Genomic DNA, 12,771 nt, shown 5'->3' with positions numbered 1-12,771 from the left:
CTTATGAATACAATTTCGTGTTTTATTGTTGAAGATGATCCGCAGGCTTATGAATATGCCCACTCTATAGTTAAAGAATATGGGAAAATCGATATCATTGGAAACTCTGACTCTATTCACAAAGCCGCAGATTTGGTAAAAAGGCTTCGACCTAATTTCATTATTCTGGATGTTTTTCTTGTTGATGGAAATGCTTTTGAATTCCTGGAATTGTTTGAAACGATTGATTTTAAAATCATATTTACCACTTCATTTGCCAAATACGCCCTTGAAGCTTTTAAATTTAGTGCATTAGACTATCTACTAAAGCCATATTCTGAAGAAGAACTAATAGGTGCTCTTGACAAGGTTTCAGAAGATATTCATAAAGCAAATTACCAACTTCAATTACAAACCTTGCTTCAAAATTTATCCACAAAAGAAGCTCCCAAGAAAATCGTACTCAAAAATGCCGATGCAATGCATATCATTAAAACCGATGATATTGTATATGCAAAGGCCGATAATAATTACACCAGGTTTACCCTTTCGCATAACAAAGAAATTTTAGTATCAAAACCATTAAAATCCTTTGATGAAAAACTGACACCGTATAATTTTTTTAGAGCTCACCAAAGTTTCTTGATCAACCTTTCTCATATTTCTTCCTTTAACAAACGTACAGAAGAGGTTATTCTGATAGAGAATCATACTATCCCAGTTGCACAAAGCAGAAAGAAAAAGTTAATTGATCTTATCGAAAATCAAAGTTGAATTCTCATTTAACTCGTTACAATACTAAATACCTGTGTTCAAATTCTCATTTGTTAAAAATCTGTCTCTTTATAAAGTTAACTTAGTTTGTTGAATTCATTTCATACAAATCAAAAAAACAGAAAAGGCAATGAAAAAAGCAATCTTACTAATTATATCTATTTCGTTATTGATTTCTTGTGGGAAGGACAAGAAAAAGGATGAAGAACCAGGTTTATTTGAGGCTATTGAAGGTATTTCGGATTTAAATAAAATGGCCAAGGAAGCCGAAGAAATAGAAGAAGAGAGTAATAAACTCTTAAAAGCCACACCAATTTCAAATGACGAGCTCAAAGCTTTTTTGCCAGAAACATTAGTAGGGTTTTCGAGAAAAAAGTTCTCTGTGGGAAATCAATTTATGACCGATGTTGCTATGGCCGAAGCCGAATATGAAGATGACAATGGTACTATGATTTCTTTATCCGTTATGGACGGCGCAGGAGAAACCGGAAGCGCCATGATTACACTGGCGCGATTAGGATTTACCAGAGATTTTGAAGAACAAAGTGATCTAGGATACAAAAAATCTGTGACCGTTAATGGTTATAAGGCAATTGAAGAAGTCCAAAAAGATGATTACGACAATAGTGAAAATTCAAAAGTTGACCTTTTGATCTCTAACCGTTTTATCGTAACACTAGAAGGTGAGATTGCCATTGATCAATTAAAAAAGGGAGTAAAAGAATTAAATCTTAATACACTAGAACAAAAAGCTAATAATTAATCATTCACAAAAATCAATTTAAAATGGGGAGAATACGATCTATAGTAGCGATAAGCGCTATCTTAATGATGTTTCAATCATGCTATGTCATGAAAAAATCTGATGAATTTTTTGGCATAGAAACTTCAACAAACAACACTTTATACCTTATTGACATTTCAGGAAGTATGGAAGGTATCGATGAAGGTTCTATCAAAGATCAGGTGATGCGCGAAGCAGGAAACAAAGCCGGAAGTGCAGTAAGTAATGCTATTGGAGGTAAAATTGGAAGTATACTTGGGAAGCAAGTAACCAAACAAGCCACCAAACTTGGTGCTGTAAAGCGAAAACTTATCCCGGCAATAAAAGGATTGCCCGATGGTAAAAAGTTTGCTGTATTTGCATATAACAATGATGTGACCAAACAATCCGTAGAGCTTAGGATTGCGAGTAATATGTCACGTACCTCGGCCAATATATTTGTAGAAAACCTTAAAGCCGGCGGTGGCACAAACACATCATTAGGGTTGGTTGAAGCATTATCTACAACCGGAGTGCAAGAAATTGTTCTAATGAGTGATGGTTTACCCAATGGCGGCCCACAAGCAGTATTAGACGAAATACGAAAAGTGAATACAAATAACATTATTATTCACACTATTGCATTTGGGGAGGATGCCGATCATAATTTTATGAGAACGCTTGCCCAAGAAAACAACGGTACATTTATTACTTCTAAAATGTGATGTCATGATTACAAAAATCAAGATATTTATATCAACTCTTTTGGTGGTGCTGTACTTTCTTGTTTCGAATACATCATTTGCTCAAGAATGTAATGCGGTACCTTTTATGAAAACAGGGTCCACGCTAGAATATACTATGTACAATAGAAAGGGTAAAAAAGAAGGAACAACAACCCATGAAACACTCTCTGTTTCTGGAGAAAACAATAATCTTTCTGCAGTTATCAAAGCTACACTAACAAACGAAAAGAACCAAGAAACATTTAGCACACAATACAACGCCAATTGTGATAATGGACTATTTAGCCTAGATATGCTAAGGTTTTTCAATTTTGATAAACTATCAGAGCACAATAAGAATAACCTAAGCCTAAAAATAGATGCGGATGTCTTAGAGTTCCCTGTTGGTATGAAAACTGGAGACCATCTTAACGACGGAACAATATCCATAAAAGTAAATAGTGACGCTTTCACCCTAGTTACCATGACCTTCAAAGTATTTAATCGCCAAATTGTTGGAGAAGAACAAATTACAACTCCAGCTGGCAGCTTTTTGTGTCAGAAGGTTACGTTTGATTTTGAATCAAAATTTGGAATCATAAATATCAAAGGAACAGGTAAAGAGTGGTACTACAAGGATGCCGTTGTTGTAAGATCTGAGTCCTATAATAGAAAAGGAAAGTTATTGGACTATCATGAATTAAGCGAGATTCGGTAATCTGGGTTAGTGGTATTGCTAAAGTCCGAATAAACCGAAAACAGACTTAAAATGAAAGTAGGTATCATCTTAAAAAATATATTATGATTGTATGGTCAGGAAGGGGGTTCCTTTCGATATTAGTATTAGCGGTAGTTTTGGTGACTCTAACATCATTTTTACCAAAGGAACAAAACAATTTATCTTTTGCGATTAGCCTTTTTGTTGCAGGTATCTTTAGTTGGATAATGGGTAAAAAATGGAATGAATCAAATCAAAAAAAATTTATCGATAAAGAAACCGGTGAAGAAATCATATTAAAACCCAATCACAGTCTATTTTGGATCAAAATGCAATACTGGGGTATTATTTTTGGGGTTTTAGGTATTGTGATGTTGGTAAGACAATTTATGTAAATAAACTGAAAAAACAGGAATACTGTCGAAATTAAATAATTGAAATTATTTAAAAGGAATTACTTCTTTTATTACTTTTGAAGGGACGAGCCCCAATATATCAAAACCATAAATTTTGAATATATTGGGGCTCTAGCATTTTATATGCTTCGAATAATAAACCTAATTTAATTTTCACAAATGAGACGTTCTCATTATATATGTCTATTTCTCTTTTTTTTATGTTTCAAAACATATGTTTCACTAGCAAATCCACAAAACAACAACGATATAGCTCAAATAAGCAAAGACAAACACTTTATTCTTACTGAAAAAAACACAGATTCTGTTAAAAGCTTCTTATTAAAAATTTTAGAGACCAATACTATTTTGGCAGAAACATACTACCAACACTACCTTGATAGAGGAATAACTGAGAAGGATTTAAAAATTCAATTTATTGCATACTACTATTTAGCCGATATTGCTTATGAAAAAGGAGACTATCCCTCTTCTATTGAACATGGGAACGCAATGGTTTCTATAAGTCATAAAAATAATAATACACATCAAAAAATAGTTGCTCAAAATCATTTAGGAAATGTGTACTATCAAATTCGCGAATACGAGCTGTCGTTAACGCATTATTTAGAAGCCTATAAAATCTATAAAAAACAGAACCCAAAAGATTTGCATTTAGGAATACTTTCAAATATGAATATGATACGAACCAGGATTCATCAATATGAGGATGCTCTATCCTCTTATAAAATGATCATTAGGCTGTTGGAAAATAAAAAAAACAAAAACATACCTAATTACTCGGGGTATTATCTTTCTGCTTTGTTGGGAGCTGGCGTATGTAACTATCGCTTAGAGGAATATGATCAAGCACTGTCATATTACAAAAAAGGATTAGAATTAACCAAGAAGTTTGATTCTGAAAAACATTACATTATTTTCAATATGACTATAGGGGAAGCATATAATACCAAGGGAATGTATGATTTGGCACTAGACTATTTGTATGAGGCACGTAATCGAATTGCACGTAACCCAAAAGATAGTTTCGATCCCAAAATACACACAAATAATTTACATCTTGCCAATGTTTTTTTTAATAAAGAACAGTATCAAAAAACATTAAATTACCTATCTGAAAGTTTTGAAATCATTGATAAAAGTACCAATGAAGCCCAAATAGAAAAAATCAACGAAATGTATGATCTGGCTTATCGGGCAGCAGAAAAATTAGAAAATAAAGAATTACAACTTAAATATTCAAATGCTTATCGCAGGGTTATTGATTCTATGCACCACGATGATATTCAAACAAAAGATAAATTGTATGATCAGGATATCAATACGCTAAAAGAGAGAAATGAAAATCTCACTTCCCAAAACTTCTTGTATATTACTAGTACAATCATCTTTACTGTTGGTATTATTGTACTATCTGTTTATCATTTCAAAAAACAGCAAAAAAACAAAAGATTATTTGAAGCCCTACAGGAAAAACAAAACGACAAAGCGATAAACAATACTCAAAATCATAAAAAAGAATTTGTAACAGATAGAAAAGCCAACGTTTTATTGAAACGTCTAAAAGATATAAAGGAAACAAACTTTTACTTATCCGAAGATTGCAGTCTTTACAATACATCAAAATTAATTGATACTAATACAACATATCTTTCGAAAATAATCAATGAAAACCTTAAAAAATCATTTAATGAGTATATTAATGAGTTAAGGATCGACCATTGCCTAACACAATTAAAACATAATAAAAAGTTTCAATCCTATACTATAAAAGCTATTGCAAATGAACTAGGGTATAAAAGTGTAAATACTTTTGCCGCAGCTTTCAAAAAACAAACAGGCATATCGCATTCTTATTACATTAAGCAAATTCTTAAAGAAGGAAAAACTGATCCAAAGATGAATACTGCTTAAATTTTATCAATTTTATAAAATTGACCATAGATTTATTTCATAATATCTTTAAAAACTACTAATTCGCCTTTCAAGTTTTATTATCATTCAAATCAAGTTCTATGCAATCAATATTTTATACGTTCAATTCAATAATCTCATTTAATCTTGTCTTTAAAAAATCTTACATACTGCTTTTTAGTTTTAGCCTGTTTTCATTCACTACTTTTTCAAAGGAGACATCAACCAATTCCAACCTTCAAAACACAAAAGCTTTTGACGTTTATGTTGATATTTATAAACGTCATATAGAAATAAGAATACCAGACGATGTGGAAAATGTAATAAGATCATACGGATATCAGGTAACAGAAGGTTTCGGGCTTGATATTTATGTTAATTACATTGAAGACATTCAGACCAATGATTCGATACTTTTAGATATTTATGCGCCTTTTATTAATACAACTCTAGATCCTGTAAAAATACCACCAAAAGATAATTCAAGGAATTCAAAAAAAAATATTGACAGTAAGAATAATGAACAAAATACATTCTTTACGTGGGTTTACCTTAATGAAATTTGCCAATGGCAAACTATAAATGGTGATCCAGGTTACTACATTTGTGAGGAATTCTACCCTACTAGAGGAGACCAAAAAATTACTGTTTCCGCAAAATTGGAGGGTAATCCGGGGTATATACTAGATGAAAAGGAAATTAGATACAAAGTTTATGATGCAAATTATGATTTTGACTTATTCAATCGAATTGATACCATACAAAAATTTTCAAATAACGATATCGCCGTTAAAGGTCACGTGTTTAATAACTTTGGTAGGAATCGCTATAATTCCCGATTGCATTTATATGCTTCTGACGACAAAAAATTAGATGACTCCGATACTTACCTAGATCAAGTTAATATTGGACCTCTTGATCGATGGAGCGGGCAACCATACATGTTTTCAATAAAACCAGAAGATTTTGAAGAACTACATGGCAAATATCTTTTATGCAAAGCCGATGCCAATGACGAGTTAAGCGAAGTATTTGAGAGAAATAATGTCGATTATAAAAAAGTAGCTTCAGATCTTCAAATAACTGACGTAAGAATGTATCGTACTTCGAATAACATGGTTGCGATTTCGAGTACAATTTCAAACAAAGGAAACATTGCTGCAAATCTTTCTAAGTTAGATTATTATGTAGAAATGTACCCAAGAAGGTTTGTGAGTCGAGCCACAATTCCTTCTTTACAACCTAATGAGTCATATACATCGACAACTTATATTACATGGCAATATTTTTCATTAAGGTTACATGGTAGAGATCTAATACTTATAGCTGACGCCGACAATAACATTGATGAAATCAGTGAAGTAAATAATGAAAAAAGGTTTAGTATTCCTAGGCAATTTGGTAATGAACAAACTTATGTAACTATTTATCCTAACCCTTTCTCAACACAAGTGACGTTTGAGTACCCTATAAACTACGCAAATACAGATATTAAATTAAGCATCTACGATCAACGTGGAGTTTTAAAGTACCAAACCAATAGGTTTCATAGGGAAACGGGTAAGCAAACTATAGTTATTCCTGCAGAACAAATTGGTAATATTGGAGTTTATCATTATTCGTTCTTAAAAGGAAGAAATAATACCTATTATCCTTTTACTGGAACCATTGTCAGACAGTAGATTTTTCAATTTATACAAACTAACAATAAAGGGGTTAGTTGTCAATAAAAATCACCTTAGTTATTAAGGTGATTTTCTTTTTTCAGTAAGTATCTGGTAGATTACAGGTTGTGATTCCGTTTTCCCTTAAGCCCCTCATATCACATCCAAAACAGTAACATCAAATTTATAAAACTGACACTATAACAGTTTAAAAAACAATATTTTACAGTTAGATTTATCATGTATTTCGGCCAAAGTACATTGAATTAAATTATAAATATTTAAACCTATTATTAAATGAAAAAACTATCAATTTTATTATTCTTTATTGCTTCAATTGTATTTTACTCTTGTGAAAAAGAAAGTATCGAAGATCAAACAAACCTTCAAATTAAAGAAGACACCAGTATAACTCAATCCAAGTGGTTTGGCTATTGTAACAGTTTCAAAGGCAAAGTAATTTTTGGTCAAACTTCTACGCTTGATTTTGGTGATCATCAATTTGGGTCTAGAACGGGTACATTGATTTTAGAACGCTGTCCCAACGGAACGGGCTCTTGCACTCAAGTAATTCAATTAAATGTAGAACATAATAAAAACTTCACCTTCTATACTTTGGGAAGTGAGTTTTCTGACAGCGATCGATTCAGAATAAGAATTATCCCAAATGAAGATGGTCCTTGGCCCACGGCTTTCACAAGGCTTAATTTCGGACCTGCATATGGACAAATCCAAAACCTTGGAAGATCAGATATTCGTTTTATCGCTACAACATATAATAATGTAGCCTTGGACTTTCCTGAGGTTTGTCAATAATCACAATAATATTTTAATCATATAAATCATCCTACAATGAAATCAATATATAAATTTATTCCTGTTGTTTTTTTCACTCTACTATTTTCCTGCTCTGACAATGAAGAGTTTATTCCAGAACAACAAAACGCAAAAAACTATCCGGAAACATTCACACCCGAGAATTGGAGAGAATTTATAGGTGCTCCAAAAGAAGTTATGGAAAGTATGATAGCGAAACATAAAGATCTGGAAAAACAGGAAGCAATAGAGTATCCAGATCTTACTCCAGAAATCTACAATAAATCCAAAAACCCATCCGGACTTACTTTTGGTAAAATTCAAGTAATCAATCAAGATGGTAGTCGATCCTATCTGGGTAACACTTTGGTCGAAATAGTAAAAGACAGTGTTGCTACAGCAGGTATAAGTACCTTCTCCCCTTTTTACTTAGATAATAATTTTGTGATTGAACAAGATAGCGGAACTGTGTGTTATTATCATAAAAGGAAAAAAGATGGTAATTTCGCTTATTCCGAATGGATTTCTGGAGTTACTATTGCAGATGCTATCACCATCTTAAATCATATCAATCAAAATATAGAATTTGATGAATTATGGCAATATGCAGCCTCTGATGTTGATGCGAACGGCCGTATCGAAGAGGCTGATGTTCAAATGTTACTTAACTTAATTACAGGAGTCATTACCGAATTACCAAATATCAATGGCAATACAAATCAACCCGTTATTTATCTCACTCAAGATGAGTATCTTGAGTTTCAATCAGACTTTGATTTTTGGTTACCTTATGCCAGTTTCTTCTATACTTTTCCAGATTGTAGAGGTGCCGGAGCTAATTTGGTAAGTCTAGATAGATATGCTGTGAAGAGAGGTGACGCTAATAGTAGTTGGAATCGCATGGATTAATAAATAGAACCCCAGTATTTTAAACTAATACTGGGGTTAACTATAACTCTATTTAGTTATTTCCCATTTATATAAAAATGACGTTACTTATTTGTTTGGCGATGTTATATCACTAGTTTCGTTTTGGAATGGTGATTAACGCTGTTTGACGTTCGTTTACATATCTAAATCCTTCTTTCCCCCAAAAACCAGCTTCTTCTAACATGATCCGTATATCTTTTTTCCATTCAGGAATTGTTACCGTTGTATTCAATTCTATGGCATACACAGTATCTTCATAAAGAGGATAATCTCCAGGTCCAGGGACACCACCTTGCGAATCCCACATACCAATTGTTGGGCCCGAAGAATGTCCATATAAACCTAAAGGATGTGTATAAATAGCCGGTTTCAAACCCTCGGCTTTACCTTGTTCGAGAGACTCCAATAAAATTTCATTTCCGGTTTTTCCAGTTTTAAAATTGGAAGTAAAAATATCCTGCACACGATTTCCATCAGTAAATGCCTTACTTAAAAATTCCGGCGGACTAGTTTCATTATTCTTTAATATGTAGGCATGTTGTTGACAATCTGTATTCAATCTCAAATAAGTTATCCCAAAATCGCAGTGAATCAGATCTCCAGGACGTATCACTTTGTCTTTAGGTCGATTAGAAAAAGAAACAATATGACTTTGTAAAGCCTCACCACTACGTTGAATATCAACCGTCGGATGAAACCATGTTTTTAATCCTAAATCGGTAACTTTTTGGCGTAGCCACCACACGACATCGTCTGTAGTAGTTGTACCGGGTTGGATGACCGACGTACTAAATGCTTCTGCAATAACATCATGAGTAATTTGCACCAACTCTTTATATATTTCCATCTCCTGTGCAGTTCGAGTCTCGATCCAAGCAATTGCCAATTTTTCTGCAGAGGTAACCTTGGGCTTATAACTTTCTGGAAGCACATTCATAAAAGCTTCATAATCTGTTTTTACAATTCCATCTACTATACCAAAATATTCAGAATAGTTGATCCCGATTGTAGCAGGGTTCCTTTGAGCAATTATATCGACCAGGGCTTTCCATTGATCGGGTTGTTTTTCTTTATCCCAAGCAGAATCAATGTTTTTGCCTACATTGTATCTCGCTACAGCCAATTTTTCGATTGTATTTTTTTCTTTATCTCTATAAAAGACAAGAATAGTTCTTCTTCTGGCATTTAACCAGGTCGAAGGTAACATTGTTTTTAGTACCGGGTCCTCATTGTACTCTCGAGAAATCAAGATCCACATATCAAAACCAGTTCGGTCCATTATCTTAGGAAGAAGGTTGTTAAAACGATCATCCAGAATCATATCGATTGCCACTGCCCTTTCCCTTTGGGGAAGAATTTGTGCTTGAAGAGAGTAACTAATTAAAAATAGGGTAATTAAAAAGTTTTTCATGGTAAGTCTTATAAGACGATTGGTGTTTATTAATGTATAAATAAATGTATTACAAAAAATAGACAACTGCAATGTTTTGCCGGTGTCTATTACTAATTAAATAACCACCCTATTTTATACTCTTAGAATAACTTATTAGTCTAAATAAAATCATGCTTGCATTATTTCTACTATGCATATGAAACTACTATAAAAGGAAAACATCACAAAGTAATTGAGTAGTTTCATAGTTAGTAACTTTTAACTACATCATTAAAAACCACTAACTATAAAAAGGGATAACAATGGGTAATGAACAAAGCTCTCTTTTGAGTGCGTAAAAAGGTAAATAAAAAGTATGGGACCTAATTCTATTTACCTAGAGAAAGAACAAAATATCTTTTCTGAAGATATTCTATCCAAATTAATGAGATGTGTCTGCACTTTCTGTTCTGAAGAACCGAAGTTTGTAAATACTTTAACCTTAAGGAATTTTGGATTCTTTACATCAGGTTTGTATCCCTTGGGAACTTTAATATTCATAAACCACTCTCCTTCATCAATATTTGAGAGAATATATTCCTCTGACGTAAAACCTTCTTTCAATTCTTGATTGATAGTCTTTTCATTTTTCTCTTTGGTATGGCTGAGTGTAAAATATTGTTTCTTCGGGTTTATGTATTGCATTTCAAACTCTACTGCCGGGTGCGACCATTCGGTAACTACCCTAAGATCATACTTGGGAAGCATAAAAAAGTAAGAATCTATGTTTCTTACATTCCACTGTTGATTTCTATGTGATAATATGCTCTTGAAATCATTCTCGATTTGCGGTCTTAATCCATTAAAGGTGCTTATTTTACTGACCTTATTCCTAGTTATTTTTTTGAAGAGTTTTAAAGATTCAGGAAATTTTTGCTCTTGAAAATAATTGTTTGCCAGATCCAAATAAGCCTGTGACTGTGAGGGTGAAAGAGTTATAATTCTATTGTAAACTTTTCCAGATAAATCAAACATACCTCTTTTTTCAAGATTAAAAGCCAAAATCTTGAGCACAGAGGTATTATCGGGAAACAGCTCGATAAGATTCGATAATATTTGAATCCCTTTTTCTTTTTGGTCATTATCAAAAAAGTAGTCGGCACATTCAACAAAAAAGCTAACATTATCAATATTAAAATCACGCATGTTTAAATATGCAGCATAGGCTTCATCAAAATTGGTCTTTTGTTGAAGCATTGTTGCATATTCTGACTTACGGTTTTTTGCAACTACCAAAGGGCGCTTAAAGGTTTCATATTCGACATCTGCGGGATCTTTGGACTCTTCTTCAGTACTAGAAAAAGAACCAAAGTTTCCTAATTTGGTTTTAATTATTACCACTCCTTTATTTCCTAATTGACCATATCGATTGGTCGCTGCCAAACCCTTGAGTACAGTAATACTTTTAATAATATTGGGATCTATAAAATCGTAATCAGCCTTACCAAATTTTGGCTGACCAATTGCCACCACACCCAAGTCACTTCTTGGCAATGGAGTACCGTCAATTATAATTGTTGGGTGATTAGTTAATAAATAAGAACTCATCCCTCTAATAACCATTTGACCAGGGTCTTGGTTTGTTCCCATTTGTACACCAGAAATCTTACCAGCCATGGCTTGGCCCAAATCAACCTCATCTGGACTTATTTCATCAGTACCGATACTCTGGATACTATAACCAATAGCATCTTTGTTAACCAATCGGCCATCTATTTCGATCATTTGTCGTTTATCTTTGGCTTTTGATTTTAAGATTGCCGGTTCAAGTTCATTTACCTTATCGGTAAGTACCACATCAATAAACTCTTCATTATTCTCTACAACAACTACGGCTTGTTTTTTATTAACACTGCTAAAAACCAATACATCCCCTGATTGTGCCGCTATTTTATAACGCCCCGATTCATCGGTGATAGTTCCCCTATTTTTACCTTCTACAAGAACATTAACATTAGATAAAACGTCAGTTTGGCTGGTTACAACTCCTTGAATATAGTTTTTATTGGTAGTATTGGTTCCTGTAGTTACGAATTCAAGTTTTGGTAATCTAGTATCATTTTCAATAGCCTGTAATGCTTCAGAAACCTTAGATTCATATAGGTTAACATGATAACCCAGACTGTAAAAGGACGTTTCATGAAGAAACTTTTTATCAATTTTCTTAGCACTACTAATGGTTATAATCTTGGGACCATATAAATTCCTTTTATATTTACCAAAATATCCCTGCCCATCTGTAAATAACAATAAAAGCTTTTCATCAATTTTGGTATTGATCAAGCTATAATCAAGAGTTCCTTCGTATTTTATAGCCTTAAGTTTTTCTTTCACCAAACTCCAGTCTGATGATCGTATCGATACCGTTTCATTAACCAGCATTTTGGTATTAAATACCAAAAGTTTCGAATCTACATTGGGGTGTTTTTTGAAAAAAGCATCCAGAAATTCGAACTCTTTGTTGGTATCTTTATCTTTTTGTGAAAGTGAAGCATCCCAATATATGGCAATTTTTTCGGGAATATTAGATGTGTTGGCTATAATAAGATTGACCAGAAACAGACAAAATAAAACAGTTAAATACCTCTTCATAGTACTAAATATACAAAAAAGAGATTCAGGTTAGTTTGTATACTATAG

The 12,771-nt window shown here is 33.0% G+C and carries 11 protein-coding genes; 9 read left to right on the top strand and 2 right to left on the bottom strand.

The window, feature by feature from the left end:
* Positions 1-3: 3 nt before the first annotated feature.
* The 9 genes from U6A24_RS21740 to U6A24_RS21700 all read left to right on the top strand — a co-directional run bounded on the left by U6A24_RS21740 (position 4) and on the right by U6A24_RS21700 (position 8,678).
* Positions 4-753, top strand: a complete 750-nt coding sequence (locus U6A24_RS21740) for a LytR/AlgR family response regulator transcription factor (RefSeq protein WP_324182134.1) — start codon at positions 4-6, stop codon at positions 751-753.
* Positions 754-883: 130 nt separating this feature from the next.
* On the top strand, positions 884-1,516 hold the full coding sequence (locus U6A24_RS21735; protein ID WP_324182133.1) for a hypothetical protein: 633 nt from the start codon (positions 884-886) through the stop codon (positions 1,514-1,516).
* A 23-nt stretch (positions 1,517-1,539) separates the two neighbouring features.
* Complete coding sequence (locus tag U6A24_RS21730; protein WP_324182132.1) at positions 1,540-2,241, top strand: VWA domain-containing protein; 702 nt, start codon at positions 1,540-1,542, stop codon at positions 2,239-2,241.
* Between the two features lie 4 nt (positions 2,242-2,245).
* On the top strand, positions 2,246-2,959 hold the full coding sequence (locus tag U6A24_RS21725) for a TapB family protein (protein ID WP_324182131.1): 714 nt from the start codon (positions 2,246-2,248) through the stop codon (positions 2,957-2,959).
* Between the two features lie 83 nt (positions 2,960-3,042).
* Positions 3,043-3,354, top strand: a complete 312-nt coding sequence (locus tag U6A24_RS21720) for a hypothetical protein (protein ID WP_324182130.1) — start codon at positions 3,043-3,045, stop codon at positions 3,352-3,354.
* 180 nt (positions 3,355-3,534) lie between these two features.
* A complete protein-coding gene (locus tag U6A24_RS21715; protein ID WP_324182129.1) occupies positions 3,535-5,289 on the top strand; it encodes an AraC family transcriptional regulator in 1,755 nt (584 codons plus the stop codon).
* Positions 5,290-5,390: 101 nt separating this feature from the next.
* A complete protein-coding gene (locus U6A24_RS21710; RefSeq protein ID WP_324182128.1) occupies positions 5,391-6,971 on the top strand; it encodes a CARDB domain-containing protein in 1,581 nt (526 codons plus the stop codon).
* A gap of 279 nt (positions 6,972-7,250) precedes the next feature.
* Complete coding sequence (locus U6A24_RS21705; RefSeq protein ID WP_324182127.1) at positions 7,251-7,769, top strand: hypothetical protein; 519 nt, start codon at positions 7,251-7,253, stop codon at positions 7,767-7,769.
* A 36-nt stretch (positions 7,770-7,805) separates the two neighbouring features.
* Entirely contained in the window at positions 7,806-8,678 is an 873-nt protein-coding gene (locus U6A24_RS21700) for a dockerin type I repeat-containing protein (RefSeq protein ID WP_324182126.1), read from the top strand.
* Positions 8,679-8,790: 112 nt separating this feature from the next.
* Here the strand turns inward: U6A24_RS21700 and U6A24_RS21695 are convergent, their stop codons facing one another.
* Positions 8,791-10,110 carry a M24 family metallopeptidase gene (locus U6A24_RS21695; RefSeq protein ID WP_324182125.1) on the bottom strand — a complete coding sequence of 440 codons (1,320 nt, stop codon included), beginning with the start codon at positions 10,108-10,110 and terminating at the stop codon, positions 8,791-8,793.
* Between the two features lie 354 nt (positions 10,111-10,464).
* Complete coding sequence (locus tag U6A24_RS21690; protein WP_324182124.1) at positions 10,465-12,723, bottom strand: TonB-dependent receptor plug domain-containing protein; 2,259 nt, start codon at positions 12,721-12,723, stop codon at positions 10,465-10,467.
* Positions 12,724-12,771: the final 48 nt, after the last annotated feature.

Origin of the sequence: Aquimarina gracilis (genome assembly GCF_035285365.1) — a bacterium.
GTDB classification, from domain to species: domain Bacteria; phylum Bacteroidota; class Bacteroidia; order Flavobacteriales; family Flavobacteriaceae; genus Aquimarina; species Aquimarina gracilis.
Note: the sequence above shows the minus strand (reverse complement) of the source record. Positions and strands in the feature narration are given on the sequence as shown.

Excerpts from the sequence above, each read along its gene's own strand:
- U6A24_RS21735 (WP_324182133.1), top strand. The coding sequence starts at position 884 with ATGAAAAAAGCAATCTTACTAATTATATCTATTTCGTTATTGATTTCT.
- U6A24_RS21705 (WP_324182127.1), top strand. The coding sequence starts at position 7,251 with ATGAAAAAACTATCAATTTTATTATTCTTTATTGCTTCAATTGTATTT.
- U6A24_RS21710 (WP_324182128.1), top strand. The coding sequence starts at position 5,391 with ATGCAATCAATATTTTATACGTTCAATTCAATAATCTCATTTAATCTT.
- U6A24_RS21700 (WP_324182126.1), top strand. The coding sequence starts at position 7,806 with ATGAAATCAATATATAAATTTATTCCTGTTGTTTTTTTCACTCTACTA.
- U6A24_RS21740 (WP_324182134.1), top strand. The coding sequence starts at position 4 with ATGAATACAATTTCGTGTTTTATTGTTGAAGATGATCCGCAGGCTTAT.
- U6A24_RS21715 (WP_324182129.1), top strand. The coding sequence starts at position 3,535 with ATGAGACGTTCTCATTATATATGTCTATTTCTCTTTTTTTTATGTTTC.
- U6A24_RS21690 (WP_324182124.1), bottom strand. The coding sequence starts at position 12,723 with ATGAAGAGGTATTTAACTGTTTTATTTTGTCTGTTTCTGGTCAATCTT.
- U6A24_RS21695 (WP_324182125.1), bottom strand. The coding sequence starts at position 10,110 with ATGAAAAACTTTTTAATTACCCTATTTTTAATTAGTTACTCTCTTCAA.
- U6A24_RS21720 (WP_324182130.1), top strand. The coding sequence starts at position 3,043 with ATGATTGTATGGTCAGGAAGGGGGTTCCTTTCGATATTAGTATTAGCG.
- U6A24_RS21725 (WP_324182131.1), top strand. The coding sequence starts at position 2,246 with ATGATTACAAAAATCAAGATATTTATATCAACTCTTTTGGTGGTGCTG.
- U6A24_RS21730 (WP_324182132.1), top strand. The coding sequence starts at position 1,540 with ATGGGGAGAATACGATCTATAGTAGCGATAAGCGCTATCTTAATGATG.